The sequence below is a fragment of the Actinomycetota bacterium genome (genome assembly GCA_035759705.1).
In the GTDB taxonomy this organism is placed as follows: domain Bacteria; phylum Actinomycetota; class CADDZG01; order JAHWKV01; family JAHWKV01; genus JAJCYE01.
On record DASTUJ010000169.1, the window covers coordinates 1 to 16,524 of the forward strand.

General features: G+C 64.5%; 15 protein-coding genes. 7 read left to right on the top strand and 8 right to left on the bottom strand.

Going from position 1 to position 16,524, the window contains the following annotated elements:
• The 6 genes from gyrA to dnaA form a co-directional block, all read right to left on the bottom strand.
• A partial coding sequence (gyrA, locus tag VFV09_11230) for a DNA gyrase subunit A (GenBank protein ID HEU4868288.1) occupies positions 1–2,443 on the bottom strand: 2,443 nt, incomplete at its 3' end.
• 3 nt (positions 2,444–2,446) lie between these two features.
• The gene (gene gyrB / locus VFV09_11235) at positions 2,447–4,336 is read right to left on the bottom strand and encodes a DNA topoisomerase (ATP-hydrolyzing) subunit B (GenBank protein ID HEU4868289.1); all 1,890 of its coding nucleotides are present in this window, start codon (positions 4,334–4,336) and stop codon (positions 2,447–2,449) included.
• Between the two features lie 145 nt (positions 4,337–4,481).
• Positions 4,482–5,042: a DUF721 domain-containing protein gene (locus VFV09_11240; GenBank protein HEU4868290.1), complete on the bottom strand. Its 561-nt coding sequence runs from the start codon at positions 5,040–5,042 to the stop codon at positions 4,482–4,484.
• Positions 5,035–6,141: a DNA replication/repair protein RecF gene (locus VFV09_11245; protein ID HEU4868291.1), complete on the bottom strand. Its 1,107-nt coding sequence runs from the start codon at positions 6,139–6,141 to the stop codon at positions 5,035–5,037. The genes VFV09_11240 and VFV09_11245 overlap by 8 nt, the downstream gene beginning before the upstream one ends.
• A 22-nt stretch (positions 6,142–6,163) precedes the next feature.
• Positions 6,164–7,267, bottom strand: a complete 1,104-nt coding sequence (gene dnaN / locus VFV09_11250; protein ID HEU4868292.1) for a DNA polymerase III subunit beta — start codon at positions 7,265–7,267, stop codon at positions 6,164–6,166.
• A 235-nt stretch (positions 7,268–7,502) separates the two neighbouring features.
• The gene (gene dnaA / locus VFV09_11255; protein ID HEU4868293.1) at positions 7,503–8,858 is read right to left on the bottom strand and encodes a chromosomal replication initiator protein DnaA; all 1,356 of its coding nucleotides are present in this window, start codon (positions 8,856–8,858) and stop codon (positions 7,503–7,505) included.
• Positions 8,859–9,242: 384 nt separating this feature from the next.
• On the opposite strand from dnaA, the gene rpmH reads away from it, so the two are divergent.
• The 7 genes from rpmH (at position 9,243) to VFV09_11290 (ending at position 14,372) form a co-directional block, all read left to right on the top strand.
• Positions 9,243–9,380: a 50S ribosomal protein L34 gene (gene rpmH / locus VFV09_11260; protein HEU4868294.1), complete on the top strand. Its 138-nt coding sequence runs from the start codon at positions 9,243–9,245 to the stop codon at positions 9,378–9,380.
• A gap of 34 nt (positions 9,381–9,414) precedes the next feature.
• Positions 9,415–9,756 carry a ribonuclease P protein component gene (gene rnpA / locus VFV09_11265; protein HEU4868295.1) on the top strand — a complete coding sequence of 114 codons (342 nt, stop codon included), beginning with the start codon at positions 9,415–9,417 and terminating at the stop codon, positions 9,754–9,756.
• Complete coding sequence (gene yidD / locus VFV09_11270) at positions 9,746–9,979, top strand: membrane protein insertion efficiency factor YidD (protein ID HEU4868296.1); 234 nt, start codon at positions 9,746–9,748, stop codon at positions 9,977–9,979. The genes rnpA and yidD overlap by 11 nt, the downstream gene beginning before the upstream one ends.
• An 11-nt stretch (positions 9,980–9,990) precedes the next feature.
• A complete protein-coding gene (yidC, locus tag VFV09_11275) occupies positions 9,991–11,196 on the top strand; it encodes a membrane protein insertase YidC (protein ID HEU4868297.1) in 1,206 nt (401 codons plus the stop codon).
• Complete coding sequence (gene jag / locus VFV09_11280; protein HEU4868298.1) at positions 11,193–11,735, top strand: RNA-binding cell elongation regulator Jag/EloR; 543 nt, start codon at positions 11,193–11,195, stop codon at positions 11,733–11,735. Before yidC ends, jag begins: the two co-directional genes overlap by 4 nt.
• A gap of 846 nt (positions 11,736–12,581) precedes the next feature.
• Positions 12,582–13,490: a ParA family protein gene (locus tag VFV09_11285; protein HEU4868299.1), complete on the top strand. Its 909-nt coding sequence runs from the start codon at positions 12,582–12,584 to the stop codon at positions 13,488–13,490.
• Between the two features lie 15 nt (positions 13,491–13,505).
• A complete protein-coding gene (locus tag VFV09_11290; protein HEU4868300.1) occupies positions 13,506–14,372 on the top strand; it encodes a ParB/RepB/Spo0J family partition protein in 867 nt (288 codons plus the stop codon).
• A gap of 15 nt (positions 14,373–14,387) precedes the next feature.
• Here the strand turns inward: VFV09_11290 and VFV09_11295 are convergent, their stop codons facing one another.
• Entirely contained in the window at positions 14,388–15,452 is a 1,065-nt protein-coding gene (locus VFV09_11295) for a peptidoglycan-binding protein (GenBank protein ID HEU4868301.1), read from the bottom strand.
• 71 nt (positions 15,453–15,523) lie between these two features.
• Positions 15,524–16,486 (bottom strand): thioredoxin-disulfide reductase, encoded by a 963-nt coding sequence (gene trxB / locus VFV09_11300; GenBank protein ID HEU4868302.1) that lies wholly within the window; start codon positions 16,484–16,486, stop codon positions 15,524–15,526.
• Positions 16,487–16,524 lie beyond the last annotated feature (38 nt).

A 16,524-nucleotide genomic window follows, 5' to 3' on the forward strand; every position in this document is an offset into this window, starting at 1 on the left:
CCTCGACACCCTTGTCCATGGTCATCACCCGGACGCCGGTTGTGTCGCGCCCCTGGCGGGAGATGCCCTTCACCGTCATCCGGATCACCTGCCCGTCGGAGGCGATTAGGAATATCTCGTCTTCCGCATTGACCACCATGGCGCCCTGGATCAGGCCGCGGCGGCCGATGAGCTTAGCGGTCTTCACTCCCCGGCCGCCCCTTCGCTGGCGGGGGTATTTGTCCAGCAGGGTCCGCTTTCCGTAACCCGCATTGGTGATGATCAGCAGCTCGCCGGTCTGGGTGACCACGTCGAAGGAGACCACGTTGTCGTCCTCGCCCATCTTCATGCCGATGACCCCGCCTGCGGTCCGCCCCATCGGGCGCACGTCCTCCTCGTTGAACCGGATGGACATGCCCTTGCGGGAAACCATGATCAGGTCGTCCTTGCCTGATGTGGCCCGCACGGTGTCCACCGAGTCGTCGTCCCGCAGGTTGATGGCGATGATGCCGTCCTTGCGGGAGGAGTTGTAGGCGTTGAACGCGGTCTTCTTGACGATCCCCTTGTGGGTGGCGATCACCAAGTAGGCGTGGGTCTCGTAATCCCGGGTGTCGATGATTGCCGCGGTGGTCTCGTCCGGCCCGTAGGGCAGCAGGTTCTTGATGTGGGTGCCGATCGAGGTCCTTTCCTTCTCGGGGATCTCGTGGGCTTTCAGCCGGTAGACCTTGCCCCGGTTCGAGAAGATCATCACGAAGGCGTGGTTGGAGGTGGTCAGCATGTGCTGGACCAGGTCCCCCTCCTTCGGTTTGGCCCCGATGACGCCCTTCCCGCCCCGGCCCTGGGTCTTGTAGGTCGCCGACTTGACCCGCTTGATGTAGCCGGTTCGGGTGATGGTGATCACCACGTCCTCGTCGGCTATCAGGTCCTCGATGTTGAACTCGCCCTCGTCCATCGCAATTTCGGTGCGGCGGGGGTTGGCGAACTTCTCCTTGATGGCCAGCAGGTCGTTGCGGATGGTCTTGTTCTGCAGGGCTCGGGACTCCAAGAGGGCCTGCAGCTCCTCGATGGTTTTGGCGAGCTCGGCGGCTTCCTGGCGGATCTTGTCCCGCTCCAGGCCGGCCAGGCGGCGCAGCATCATGTCGAGGATCGCGGTGGCCTGGATCTCGGTCAGCTCGAACCGGCTCATCAGCTGGCCCCGGGCCTCGTCGGCCGACGGCGCCTCGCGGATGAGCGTGATGACCTCGTCCAGGTGGTCGAGGGCGATCAGCAGTCCCTCGAGGATGTGCATGCGGTCCTGCGCCTTCTTCAGGCGGAAGCGGGTCCGGCGGATGATGACCGAGACCTGGTGGTCGATGTAGTGGCGGATGATGTCCCTGAGGGCCAGCGTCCGCGGCACCCCGTCGACCAGCGCCAGCATGTTCATGCCGAACGAGTCCTGCATCTGGGTGAACTTGTAGAGGTTGTTGAGGACCACCTGGGGGATTGCGTCGCGCTTCAGCTCGATGACGATCCGGGTGCCCTTGCGGTTGGACTCGTTTCGGCCGCCCGACACACCGGCGATCTTCTTGGCGTTGACCAGCTCGGCGATCTTCTCGATAAGCCGGTCGCCGGAGACCATGTACGGCAGCTCGGTGACCACGATGCGGGTGCCCCGCTTGGTCTCCTCGATCTCGGTCTTTGCCCGCACCCGGACGATGCCGCGCCCGGTCTCGTAGGCGTCCCGGATGCCGGCGCGGCCGAGGATTACTCCTCCGCCCGGGAAGTCGGGGCCCTTGATGATCTCGTTCAGCTCGGCCGAGGAGGTGTCCGGCTCGTCCATCAGGTGGACGGTGGCGTCGATCACCTCGCCCAGGTTGTGGGGCGGGATGTTGGTGGCCATGCCGACTGCGATGCCGGTAGACCCGTTGACCAGCAGGTTCGGGAACCGGGCGGGCAGGACCGAAGGCTCGTTCTCCTCGCCGTCGTAGTTCGGGACGATGTCGACGGTGTCCTCGTTGATGTCGCGCAGCAGCTCCATCGCCAGCGACGCCAGCCGGACCTCGGTGTAACGGGCGGCGGCCGGGGGATCCCCGTCGACCGACCCGAAGTTGCCGTGGCCGTCGATGAGCGGGTGGCGCATGGCGAACGGCTGCGCCATCCGGGCGAGGGCGTCGTAGATGGCCGAGTCGCCGTGGGGGTGGTACTTACCCATGACGTCACCGGTGACTCGGGCCGACTTCTTGTACGGCGTGCCGGGCCGCAGCCCAAGGCCGAGCATTCCCCACAGGATCCGACGGTGGACCGGCTTCAGCCCGTCCCTCACGTCGGGCAGGGCGCGCCCGACGATCACGCTCATGGCGTAGTCCAGGTACGAGCGCTGGACCTCGTCCTCGATGTCTACCGTGCGGACGTTGGCGCTGTCCTCGTGCAACGGGGGCTGCAGCGGCGCTTCGCCGTCCGGCGTCGGGGTGGGGGTCTCGTCCATCTTCTAAACGTCCAGGGTCGCGTAGCGGGCGTTCTTGGTGATGAAGTCGCGCCGGCTCTCGACGTTCTCGCCCATAAGGATCGAGAAGATCTCGTCGGCAATGGCCGCGTCCTCCATCTGAACCCGCTTCAGAATCCGCGTCTCCGGGTTCATCGTGGTGTCCCACAACTCCTCGGCCGGCATCTCGCCCAGTCCCTTGAACCGGTTGAAGCTGAGCTTCTTGTCGGCGTGCTCGGCCCGCAGGGCGTCCCGCTCCTCGTCGGAGAAGACGTAGTACTTCTTCCCCGCGATGGTGGTCTTGTAGAGCGGCGGCGTGGTCAGGTAGACGTAGCCCGCGTCGATCAGGCCGGGCATGTACCGGAACAAGAACGTCAGCAGCAGCGTGGTGATGTGCTGGCCGTCGACGTCGGCGTCTGCGAGCAGGCAGACCTTGTGGTACCTGGCCTTCTCGATGTTGAAGTCTTCCCCGATGCTCGTCCCGATGGCTGTGATCAGCGCCAGGACCTCCTTGTTCTCCAGGATCTTGTGCAGGCGTGCCTTTTCGACGTTCAGGATCTTGCCGCGGATGGGCAGGATCGCCTGGAACTCACGGTCCCGGCCGCCCTTGGCGCTGCCGCCGGCGCTGTCTCCCTCGACGATGAACAGCTCGCACACGAACGGGTCGCGGGAGGCGCAGTCCGCCAGCTTGCCCGGCAAGCCGCCGCCTTCGAACGCCGACTTGCGGGTGATGTCGCGTGCCTTCTTCGCCGCCATCCGGGCGCGGGCCGCCTGCTGCGCCTTGGCCACGATCTTCTTGGCCTCGGTGGGGTGCTCCTCGAACCAGTCGCCGAGGTTCTTGTTGATCGCGGTCTCGACGAACGAGCGCATCTCCGAGTTGCCGAGCTTGGTCTTGGTCTGGCCCTCGAACTGGGGCTCGCGCAGCTTGACCGAGATGATGGCCACCAGGCCCTCCCGGATGTCGCCGCCCTCGAGCGAAAGCTCCTTCTCCTTGGCCAGGTTCTTGGCCCGGACGTAGCGGTTGACGACGTTGGTGAGCGCCTTGCGGAAGCCCTCCTCGTGCATGCCGCCCTCGTGGGTGTTGATGGTGTTGGCGAACGAGTGGATGGACTCGGTGAACGAGGAGTTCCATACCAGCGCCACCTCCATTTCGCGCCCTTCTCCCTGCTCGCGCAGGTGGATGATCTTGTGAAGCGTCTCGCGGCCGGTGTTCAGGGCCTTAACGAAGTCCGCAAGCCCGCCGGTGGCCTTGTAGGTCTCGGACTTATCGGCCCGCTCGTCGGTGAAGACAATCTCCACGCCGGTCAGATAGCTCAGCTCGCGCAGGCGCCGGGCGATGGTGTCGTAGTCGAACTCGGTGGTTTCGGTGAAGATCTCCGGGTCCGGGTGGAACGTCACCTTGGTGCCGGTCTTGGCTTTGCTGATCGACTTGATCTTGGTCAGGCTCTGCGTGGTCTTTCCGCGGGCAAACTCGGCAACGTGGACGCCCCCGCCCAGGTAGACCTCTACGCGGAGCTTGCTGGAGAGCGCGTTGACGACGGACACACCCACTCCGTGGAGGCCTCCGGAGACCGCATAACCCTTGCCGCCGAACTTGCCGCCGGCGTGGAGTTCGGTGAGGACGACCTCAACCGCCGACCGGCGCTCGCCCCGCGGGGGGTCGATGGGGATGCCGCGGCCGTTGTCCTGGACCGTCACCGAGTTGTCGGGGTGGATCAGGACGTCGATGTGGTCGCAGTACCCGGCCAGGGCCTCGTCGATTGCGTTGTCGACGATCTCGTAGACCAGGTGGTGGAGGCCTCGGGGGCCGGTGGAGCCGATGTACATGCCGGGCCGGCGACGAACGGCCGCCAGGCCCTTCAGGACGGTGATGTCCTGTCCGGTGTAGCTACTCATGTCTGCCTTCCTAGGAGGCGAAGCGGTTGCGCTCAGAGCGTTTGTCCTCCGCTGCGTTGGGCGTCGCCGCCGGCGCCGGGGCGCCATGCTGCATCGCTATGTCCAAACCCATTTCGAAAAGGCGCGAGCCGTCTGGGACCGTTTCTCACAGGTGCCGATTCGAGGGGTCGAATTGGGGGCGCGAAGCCGCTTTTGCAGGCGTCCGCGAACCCTTTGAGTATACCACTTCAGGCACCGCCCCTTGACTGATCTTGGCAGCGAGAACGGCCTTGCTGAGGGCGTCCGCCAGCTGTGGATCTTTTATCCCTCGAGCGACCTCCGCGGCTTCGCGCGCCATCTGCGCGCTCCCCCTGCTCGTGGCCTGTTGGGCATACAAAGAGCGGTTGGGCATGGCCCTATTCTCCCCTACGCCGGCCTTGACCCACGGTTTTATCTCCCGAACTATTTCTTTGCCGAGCTCGGCGTTTATGCGCCGGATGACGTCGGCCGACAGGTACCGGAACTCGGAGGCCCAAACCGCCGATTCGGTCCGCACTTTAAGGACCCCGCCCCTCAGAGAGGACGGCCGGCAGCGGGCCGCCACCTCGGGGCCGACGATCTGTTCCCAGCCGGAGAAGATGCGCGCGGTCTCCACCGGGCTCTCGAAGCCCCACCCCCGGGCCAGGGCGCTCAGCGTTCCGCCGATACGAATCGGGTCTTTACTCAACCTCGGTCAACCTCCCCCGTTCCACCATCAAGGTCCGCCCTCCTTTTACCGGCAGCGACTCCGCCGAGGTCGCCGTAGCTATCGTCTGTCCCGACGTGGAGACCAACTCGCCCAGCCGGTCGCGGCGGCTCTGGTCGAGTTCACTGAAGACGTCGTCGAGGAGCAGGATGGGCTCTTCGCCGTGAACGTCGGCCGCCACGTCCCGTTCGGCCAGCCGGAGCGAAAGCGCCAGGCTGCGTTGCTCCCCCTGTGAGGCGTATAGCCGCGCGCCGCTCCCGGCCAGCTCGATCAACAGGTCGTCCCGGTGGGGGCCGGCCAGGGTGCTGGCGGCTTCCAGGTCCCGGTTCCGGGTTTCGGCCATTCGCTCCAGCAGCGCCCCTGCGATGGCCGCCCGGTCCGGCTGCGGTTCGCCCTCCATCCAGCTCGTCTGGTAGCTGAGTTCGGGCGGGTCGGCGGTCGCCAGTTCCCGGTACCGCCTTTTCACCGCCGGCACCAGCTGGATCAGGGCCTGCAGCCGGTTGGTGACTACCGCGGCCCCGGTGGCGGCCAGCTGCTCGGTCCATACGTCAAGTTGCTTCAACGCCCTCGGGTTGCTGCGGGCGGCTTTCAGAACCCCGTTGCGCTGCCGCAGGGCCTTTTCGAATTCCTGGCGGTCGGTGGCGGTTACCGGGCGGGCCCTGACCGCGGCCTGGTCCAGGAACCGCCGCCGCTCTTCGGGCCCCCCTTTGATCAGGTCGAGGTCCTCGGGCGAAAAGAGGATCGCCGCGAGACTCCTCTCCCGCGCTCCCCTGCCGACCCGCTGTTTGTTGACCCACACCTTGATCCCGCCCCCCCGGACAATCTCTGCGTCTACGTCCATGCCGCTGCCGCCGCTCGAGGCCTTCGCCCGGATCACCGCCCGTTCCTCGCCGTGGCGGATCATCGAGCCCGAGGTCGGCGCCCGGTGAGAGCCCAGCGCCGACAGGCAGTACACCGCCTCGAGCAAACTCGTCTTCCCCTGACCGTTCTTGCCGACGATCAGGTTGAACCCCGGCTCCAGGACTACAGATGCCGTCTCGTAGTTCCGAAAGTCGGTCAGCTCTATCCGGCTTACCTCCACTCCTCCACCCGGTCCGGCAGCCTTAGTTCGGCAGCCTGACCGGCATCACCAGGTAGGTGAAGTTCGGCTGGTCCTCGCCTTTCAGGGTCGCCGGCTTGGTGGGTTCGGTGAGATCCAGGACTGCACGTTTGCCCTCCACCCCCTCCAGGCCGTCGCTGAAGAACCTGGGGTTGAACGCCGTAACCATCGGGTCGCCGGTGTAGGCGGCTCCCTCGACCGTCTCGGCGGCCTCCGCAACCCCGCTCTCCGCCGCAGTCAGCTGGACCTCCTTGCCGAGATGGAACTTCACCGGCGTGTTGGCCTGTGCCACCAGGCCCACGCGGGCCACGGCGGCGCCGAACTCCTCTTTGTCCACCTCAAGGCGGTTGCGCTGCACGTCCGGCAGCAGCCGGCGCCAGTTCGGAAACTCCCCTTCGATCAAACGGGTGACCAGCTGCACGCGACCGACGCTCAGCACCGCCTGGGACTGGCCGAGACGAATTTCTGCTACCTCGTCGCTCCCGGCCGTTACCAGGTGCCGGCCGAACTCGGTCAGTGCCCGGTTCGGAATGATGGCCTGGCCCTCACGCGGGCCCTCTTTTGCAACTACCTCGGCGATGGCGAGCCGGTAGCTGTCTGTCGCAACAACCCGCAGCGTGTCCCCTTCGATGACCCACAAGACTCCTGTAAGCACCGGCCGGCCTTCGTCGCTCGACGCGGCCCTGCCCACCTGCCTCAGCGCGCGGGCAAGGTCGGCAGCGTCCACACGACACGGTTCGCCCACCTCACCGCTGGGCGGCCGGGCAAAGTCGGCCACCGGAAACGTCGAAACCTGAAACTCAGCCCTACCACCCTCGATGCGAGCTCCGGATTCTCCTCCGGAGAGAACTACCCGTCCGCTCGGCAGTGACCTGAGGATCTCGCCGAACAACCTTCCGGGGATCACCATCGAACCCTCTTCGACAACCGAGCACTGACCCTTGACTGTGATGAAGGTTTCAAGATCCGAAGCTGCGAGCTCCAGGCCGTCCTCGTTTGCAGTGACCCGAACCCCGCCGAGGGCCGGGGTGTTCGCTCGGGGGGAAACAACTCTCAGGGCTGCTTGGCTGATCTCTAGGAGAGATTCCTTTTCACATTCGATCTGCACGACTACCTCCTGGTGCTGAGGGTAAATGAGGGGGGTGACAAAACCGGGCTTATCCCCGGTTCAAGGTTTCGCGGGCTCTTAGTAGTTATCAATGAGTAGTAGTAGTAAGCACGGTGGAAATGTTGATAAGCCGGAAAACACGCCCATTCGGATGCCTAGGGCCTGTGGACTTGCTGGGTCGGTAAAGAGGACAAGCGGTCGCACGTTGTGCAGGGCCGGGAGGAACGGGTGTTATTCACAGCCCTTTAGCCCTGGTTCTGATGCGGCTGGTCAGCTCCTGGATCTGGTTGTAGGTAGACCTTTTTTCGGCCATCTGAACCCGAATCTTCGAGTTGGCGTGCATGACCGTGGAGTGATCCCGGCCGCCGAACCGCTGCCCGATGCGCGGTAGAGAAAGATCGGTGAGTTCCCGGCAGAGGTACATCGCCACGTGGCGGGCATTCACCAGAGCCCGGTCCCGCTTCATCGAAAGAACCTCCGAGGCGTCCAAACCGAAGTACCGGGATGTCTCCGCCAGGATCAGATCCGGTGTGATCGTGCCGGACTCCCCTTCGGGATAGAGGTTCTGCAGGACGCTCTCCGCCAACTGGACCGAGACCCGGGTGCGGTCGAGGCTGGCGAAGGCAATCACCCGGATGAGGGCGCCCTCGAGCTCCCGGATGTTGGACTCGACCCGCGAGGCAATAAAGGCAAGGACGTCGTCGGAGAGTTGAACCACACCTTCGAAGTCGGCCTTCTTACGGAGAATCGCTATGCGGGTCTCGAGATCCGGCGGCTGGACGTCGGTAATAAGGCCACAGCCGAAGCGGGACCGCACCCTTTCGTCCAGCCCGAGCTGCTTCGGCGCCCGGTCCGAGGTGATCACGATCTGCTTGGAGGCGTCGTAAAGGGTGTTGAAGGTGTGGAAAAACTCCTCGATGGTGGCTTCTTTGTTTTCGAGGAACTGAATGTCGTCGACCAGAAGGATGTCGCACTCGCGATACCTGCGTTTGAACCCGGAGATTCGACCGGGATCGCCGACCGAAGCGATGAATTCGTTCGTAAATTTTTCGCTGGAGACGTAGCGGACCAGGGCGTTGGGCTGGACCTGGGCGACGTAGTGGCCGATTGCGTGGAGGAGGTGGGTCTTGCCGAGCCCCACTCCCCCGTAGATGAACAACGGGTTGTAGGCGCGGGCCGGCGCCTCGGCCACCGCCAGCGCGGCGGCGTGGGAGAAGCGGTTCGAGGCGCCTATGACATAAGTCTCAAACGAGTATCTGGGGTTGAGGAACGACGGTTCGCCCCGGACCGGCGGCGGCGCGTGATCGTCGGCCGGCAGGGGCGCGACGACGTCGGCGTCAACCGCGATGCTCACATCGAGCTCGTGCCCGGCCGCCTCGGCGACCGCAGTGTGGATAAGCGGCAGGTATCGGGGCTCGATCCACTCCTTGGCGAACTTGCTCGGGACCAGCAACTCAAGGGAGGAAGCGGTGTGGATACCGGGCTTGATGGCGGCAAACCAGGACTGGTAGATGGGAGGAGCCAGTTGCGCGCGGATGATCGAGGCCGCCTGCCCCCATATTTCCGGTGAAATTGGTGTCCCGGCCGCTATGGCCGGACCCTCTCGGTTTTAGGGCTAAATTGAGGCGAAATCGGCGTTTTTGGGGTCAAAAAGACAGTTTTAAGGCCAAAAACCGTGCGCGAGCGCAGTTTGTCCACAGGACATTCCACAGATGTGGAAAAGATGGCGACGGTCATGTCGGGTTGAACCTCCTGGCAGCACCTAATTTTGTGGCAGCCCTCTGGGGGAAGATTGAGGGGAAGCACCAGGGCTCGGCGATTATAGCCAGCGTTTGTCGGGGTTCTCAACGCAGGGAAAAGTCCCGGCCGGGGAGCGCGAAAAGCCTCGCGAACGACCCGGGGCCGAGCCGGTTATAATCGGGGACGGACAGCCGCCACCCCTATCGAACCTCTAGGCGGTCTCCCTGGGAGAAAAATTGTGAAACGTACTTTTCAGCCGAACACGCGCCACCAAGCAAAGACACACGGTTTTCGAGTGCGGATGCGCACCCGAGCGGGCCGGGCGGTGATTGCGCGGCGCAGGCGAAAAGGCCGGGCCCGACTCACCCACTGAGGCTGGCCGGAAGTTGCCGCCGGCTGGCGACAGATTGCGCTCAGCGGCCGACTTCAGACGGGTTTTTCGAGAAGGAAAGGCCGTGAGCACTCCAAACCTGGTGATCCACACCGCAAAGCGCGCGGATAGCGGCGCGGGCCGGTACGGCCTGGTCGTTTCGCGCAAGGTGGGCGGCGCGGTGGTCAGGAATCGCGCCCGGCGCCAGGCCAGGGCTGCGATTGAGATGGCCGGCGGCATCAAGCCGGGCGTCGATGCCGTGTTCGTCGTTCGGCCGGGCGCGGTACTCCGGGTAAGTGAAGTCGCAGAGTTAGTCTGTCAGATTATGGAAGGTGGTGCGCAGTCGAGGTCGAGCGCACCGGAACATCGTGGCCGCTAGCTTCGGGTCCAAGGTCCTGGTGGGGATAATTGAGGTCTACCGAAAGGCGATCTCTCCCCTATTTCCTCCGAGCTGCCGCTTCGAGCCCTCGTGCTCGCTTTACGCGTGCGACGCCATCCGGGAGTTCGGCGTCTTTCGGGGGTCGTGGCTGGCGACGCGCCGGATTTTGAAATGTCATCCCTTCCATCCCGGTGGGATTGATCCGATTCCCCGCCGTCAGTAAGGAACCTGAGAATGTTTTCATCGCTACTTCACGGAATGGGCCAGCTGCTGGCCTACTTCTACTCGATCATTCCGAACTACGGAATTGCCATCATCATGCTGACGATCCTGGTCCGCACCGCGATGATCCCCCTGGCCATCAAGCAGGCGCACAGCATGCAGGCCAACCGCGGAAACGCCGAAAAGATGCGGAAGCTTCAGCCTGAGGTCAAGAAGCTCAAGGAGAAGTACAAGGACGATCGGCAGCGGATCTACGAGGAGCAGAAGAAGCTTTACGAAGAACACGGCGTGAATATGCTGGGGGGACTGAGCGGATGCCTGCCCATGCTTCTGCAGATGCCCATCTTCTTCGCAATGTACTCGGTACTTTCCGGATGCGAGAAGATCATCGGCGCCCGTAACTGCGTCCCGGGCTTCCACATCCCGAAGGACAGCCCCCTCTACACATCGATTGTGGAACAAACCGGTACGTTCCTGGGCACGAACCTGGAGTTCAAGCCGGCAGACGTTTTTAACAACTCCGGACCGGTGGCGGTTCTTCCATACGTGATCCTGATAGCCGTCATGGCCGGAACCATGTGGTACCAGACCCAGATGATGATGAAAGCGCAGCCCGCTCCGGATCCGCAGTTTGCGGCGACCCAGAAGATCATGAAGTTCATGCCCCTCATGCTGGTGGTCTTCTCGTGGAACTTTCCGGCGGGACTGATTCTGTACTGGAGCGCAACCAACTTCTGGACGATCGGCCAGCAGTTCCTCTTGATGAAGAGGTACGGCGCGAACGCTCCCGAGCCCAAGGAGAAGACCAATCGGATCAGCGGGCGCACCGCTTCGGCGGTCCTCCCCGAGGGAGACGAGGACGAGCCCGTCCGGCGGTCCAAGCCCGCCGGTCCGGCGGCCAGGGGCGGTTCTTCGAAGCCCAGGACCGGTGCGGCAGGCACGAATCGCACTGGCCAGAAGCAGTCTGCCGGTTCCGGCAGTGGTAAATCCGGCGGGAGCAAGAACACACCCAGTACAGGCCGGCGACCCGCTGCAAAGCAGGCTCGGCCCGGCGGCAAGCCTGCGGCCGGCACGTCGAAGGGGGCGCCCAATGGCCAAAAGGCTAAGGGCGCGGCCGAGGATGGTGGCAATGGTGCTGCAAGCACCGGGCCGAAGTCGCCCGCTGCCCGGCCTAAGGGTTCTGGAGCTCGCAAAGGCAACAAAGGGGGGCGGAGGTGACGGAAGGCGTGGCAGCGGAGGGCGGCGGAGAGGCAGTTGCCGATGGGACGGAGGTGATCGATGACGATTTCATCGATCCCGAAGAGATCCTTGAAGACGCCCGAGAGGATGCCCTGGACTTTCTCGAGGGCCTGCTGGACGCCATGGAGGCGGACGGAGACGTTGTGGCGGAGATCACCGACGACGGCGCCATCGCTGCAGAGATCACCGGCGGCGATGGCGGCCTGCTTATTGGGAGCCGAGGACAGACGCTGGAGGCTATGCAGGAGCTGCTCCGCACGGTTGTGCAGCGCCAGGCCCAGACCAGGGTGCGCGTCACGCTCGACATAGAGGGCTACCGGGATCGCCGCCGGGACTCGGTTAAGCGCCTGGCGGAACAGATGGCCGAGCGCGCCGCCGAGGAGGGGGAGGTCGAGCTCGAGCCCATGAACGCCTACGAACGAAAGATTGTTCACGAGACGGTTGCCGGTATCGACGGCGTCAGCAGCTTCAGCGAAGGCCAGGAACCTCGCAGAAGGGTTCTGCTCCGTCGGGACTAGCCGGCGCTCCCTACGATAGTTCCTGCTTTCACGTTCCACGTGGAGCATCCCTACTTGCTTTGGCTCTCCACGTGGAGCAATTCCCCCCCCTTAAACTTCAGGTAGCCAGGCCGCTACGACTTCGATCCCCCACCGCGCCTTCCCAGGCTCGACTGTCGCTCCGGTTCCCGTGTACGTAGGTGGAGTACTCCATTGCGGAAGTCACTCCATGCCTGAGCAATGGGCATAGTCCAAGCCGTCCGCTTCAGATTCCTTACATAGGTCGGCTCGTAGTAGAGAGCCTGCTTGGCTTCGTTGAGACTGCGGCCCCTGGAACCGCAAGCGTAGTCGTCGCTAGAATTTGGCTCCGACCCCATCGAGAGGGGGGAACTTCTTGGCTCGGAGGTCGCAAGGGGATGAGATGCGAGAGGTCGCCTAAGCACGGCGGCGGCGAAACCGACACCGGCCAGCACCCCTGCCAACAGGGCGAAGTTGCATACTAGGGCCAGAAGTAGGGGAAGGGCCCGCCGGCAGGTTCTTTCAAGAGCTCCGAGCTGATCGGCAACGGTTCGATAGCTTGCGATTGCAGCGAATTTGCAACATACGGTCCGTTTTTGGGCGTACGATATGTCGCGCGGCTGTGTCGCCGCAGTGTCGAAGGCGAAGTTGCTCCACGGGGAGCGCAAGAGGGAAAGAAATTACATGAATGTGATTCAAATGCTTGACCCGGCCGGACCAGGCGCCTAATGTGGGAGGCGAACGAATTGAAGACTCTCGCCAAGTCGGCCCTGCGCCGGACTTTCCCTATGGCCTCGGCTTTAAGTAGAGGTTCAACGTTACTGTTTGAAAAGGGGAGCGGCGTGAATCATGGCTGAAGATCCTTCCGCCAACAGCGAGACTCCACCCACAAGAGTTCTTGCGGTCGTCAACCACAAAGGCGGCGTCGGCAAAACCACGACAGCGGTCAATCTCGGCGCCTGGTTGGCGCTCGAGGGCCATCGGGTATTGGTGGTAGACCTCGATCCCCAGGCGAACGCCACCACCGGTCTCGGTGTGGACCCTCGACGGGTATCAAGCAATATCTACCAGATATTAGTGAATGGTGCCCCAATAGAGGACGCTATTGAGCCCACGGCGGTCCGAAATCTGTTCTGTGTACCCTCAACCATCGATCTTGCGGGCGCTGAGATCGAACTGGTGACCGCCTTTTCGCGGGAATTGCGGCTAAGGAAGGCTTTGGAGACGCTGGAGGACGATTTTGAGTTCGTGTTGATCGACTGCCCGCCGTCGCTCGGGCTCTTGACGGTCAACGCCCTGGCGGGCGCCACCGAAGTTGTCGTGCCGATCCAATGCGAGTACTACGCCCTCGAAGGATTGGGCCAGCTGCTCAAGAACGTCAACCTCATCCAAACGAACCTCAACCCCCAGCTCAAGCTCTGCGGCATCGTCCTGACGATGTACGACGGCCGGACGAGGCTCTCGGAGCAGGTTGCGAACGAGGTGAGGTCCCACTTCCCGGGCAAGGTTTTCCACACAGTGATCCCGCGCAGCGTGCGGCTGTCGGAGGCCCCTTCGTTCGGACAGCCGATCGCACTGTACGACCCGAAGTCACGTGGGTCCGATGCCTACCGGGCACTTGCCGGCGAGGTGGCGGTCGCCGATGCCTCCGGGACGCTGGTGCCGCCGGCCAGCGCGGTGCCGGCCGTGATGCGCTGGCGCCGGGGGCCGGCTTCCGACGAGGAGTCGGTTGTGGGCGACCGGTTGGGGCACGGGTAGCGAGGGTGGCTTCCGTTGAGCGCTAGGGGAGGGCTCGGCCGGGGGCTGGGCGCCCTGATCCCCGCAGGCGCCACCAGCCTGGAGGAGATCGCCCCCGGCGCAATCGTCCCGAACTCCCGCCAGCCCCGCAAATATTTCGACCCGGAGGCCCTAAACACCCTCAGCGCCTCGATCCGCCAGCTCGGTCTGCTCCAGCCGGTTGTCGTGCGCAGGCGCGCCGACTCCGGCTACGAGCTTGTCATGGGGGAGCGGCGGTGGCGTGCGGCGCAGCAGGCCGGCCTCTCCACCATCCCCGCTCTCATCATCGACACCGACGACCGGGGCTCCTTGGAGCGCGCCATCGTCGAGAACGTTCACCGGCAGGACCTGAACCCCATCGAGGAGGCAGCCGCCTACCGCCAGCTGGTGGAAGAGGCCGGCCTCACGCACGAGCAGCTTGCCGAGAGGGTCAGCCTCTCCCGCTCCACGGTCGGCAACGTCATGCGACTGCTCGACCTGCCCGACTCGATCCAGGCAATGGTGCTGCAGGGCAAGTTGAGCGGGGGGCACGCCAAAGCTCTTCTCGGACTGCTCGGCCACCCGCTGCTCGAGCGCATCGCCCAGAGGGTGGCGTCGAGCGGGCTTACCGTCCGTGAGACCGAGGAGCTCGTGAGGCAGGAGCGCGAGGAGCGCGAGGAGCCGGCAGCGGATGCCCCGCCCCGCAGGCAGCAGGCGCAGTCCCGGGGCGACGCCGGGCTGCTGGAGATCTCCGATGCCCTGTCCGACCAGCTGGAGACCCGGGTTGTCGTCAGCAAGGGGCGGGGGAGGGGAAAGATTGTCATCGAGTTCGGGTCCGACGAGGACCTGGTCCGTATCTGGCGCCGGATTTCGGGCGCGAGCTAAGACCGGCTGGGGGCGCTACTCCGGCTCGTAGTCGAAGTACCTCTCCAGTGCCTCCAGCATCGTCCGGGCGAGTTCGTCCATCGAGTCGACCAGCTCGGAGAACTCCTGCGGGTTGGTGATGAAACCCGGCTCGACCAGTACCGCCGGCATCTGGGTTTCGCGCAGGATCGGGTACGCCTTGCCGTGGGTGTTGCAGTCCGGCCGGCCCGCTTTGATGAGCGCCTCCTGGATCAGCTCGGCCAGGTGTTCTCCCGGCTCGGAGGCCACGGTGCCGCCCTGGAAGTAGTAGGTGGCGGCGCCGGCGGCAATCGGTGTCGGATGAGAGTTCAGGTGGATGGACAGAAGCAGGTCGGCCCCGTAGCGGTTGGCGAGCTGGGCCCGGTGCGAGTCGTGTGGCCCGTCGTTGGGTCCCCGGGTGAGCATGGGGAAGGCCCGGCGCCCATCCAGCAGCAGGCCGAGCTTGGCCGAAAGGCGGAACACCCAGTCGGCCTCGGTCTCGCCGTCGGCGCCGATTCCGCCCGGGTCGTCGCCGCCGTGGCCCGGGTCCAGCACGATGCGTTTGCCGGCCAGTCCCGGCGGATCCGCCCGCCGGGCCTCCCGCTCGGTGATCCGGGCCCCCAGGCCCGGCTTGATGACCATCCGCAGTCGTTCCAGGGCCCTTAGCGTCTCGCGGCCGACGATCCCGTCCTCATCGACCGCTAGGTTGCGCTGGAAGTCCCTGAGGGCGGCGGCGGTGCCCAGGCCGAAGATCCCGTCGTGTTTTCCTGCGGTAAATCCCAGGGCGTTCAGCTGGGACTGCAACTCCCGGACATCGTCGCCGCGGAGGAAGGGCTGGCTCAGCCGGAGGGGACGGTCGCCAAGGGTCCAGGAGCTCTCGACCAGCGCCTTCCAGGTGTTCTCGCCGACGATCCCGTCGACGTCCAACCCCGAGCGCTGCTGGAACTCTTTGATTGCGATCTCGGTGGAGTCCCCGAACGTTCCGCCGAGCTCCAGGGCATCGATGACGAACCCCAGCTTCTCCAGGCGCGTCTGAAGGTCGGCCACCGCCTGATCCCGGCGACCTCGTCTTATGAGATCCACGCGTGCAGCTTAGTAGGCAGGAGGCAAAAGAAAAAGGCGGCCCTTTGGGGCCGCCTTTTTGAGCCGCAGAATCAATGCCCCTGTGTCTCCAGCCACCGCTCGGCGTCGATTGCCGCCTGGCAACCCATGCCAGCCGCGGTGATCGCCTGGCGGTAGGTGTGGTCGACCACGTCCCCGGCGCCGAAGACCCCCTCGACGCTGGTCCGGGTGGCGAAGGGCGATCCGGGCGCCCAGTCGTCGGACAGCTTGTCGCCCACCACGAGGTAACCGGCGTCGTCCAGCTCCAGCTTGTCGGTGAACAGCGCAGTGTTCGGGGTGTGCCCGATCGCAACGAATACGCCCTTGAGCGGGAGCTCCCGGCTCTCGCCGGTCTGGGTGTCCTTCAGCTTCAGGCCGCTGACGCTCTGGTCGCCCAGGACGTCCTCGATGACCGAGTTCCAGTGAAAGTCGATCTTGGGGTTGGCCATCGCGCGGTCCTGCATGATCTTGGATGCGCGTAACGCGTCCCTGCGGTGGACGAGGTTGACCTTGCTGGCGAAGCGGGTGAGGAAGTTGGCCTCCTCGACGGCCGAGTCCCCTCCGCCGGCCACCGCAAGCTCCTGGTTACGGAAGAACGCCCCGTCGCAGGTGGCGCAGGTGGAGACCCCGCGACCCATGAGGCGCTTCTCGTTGTCGAGGCCGAGCATCTTGGCCGATGCGCCGGTTGAGACGATTACGGAGTCGGCCGTGTATTCGTCCTCGCCGACCTTGATCTTGAACGGCCGGACGGAGAAATCGACCTCGGTCACGTCCTGCGAGATGTAGGTGGTCCCGAATCGCTCTGCCTGCTTGCGGAGGGTGTCCATTAGCTCGGGCCCCATGACGCCGTCGACGTAGCCGGGGAAGTTCTCGACCTCGGTGGTCAGCATCAACTGCCCGCCGGCCTCGAAGCCCTCGATGACGAGGGGCTCCAGGTTGGCGCGGGCGGAGTACAGGGCGGCGGTCAGGCCCGAGGGGCCCGACCCGATAATCACAACCTTATGGTGGTTTGTCATAGTGGTCAGCATAACGTCAGGAGGGCTTTGTTTATGCC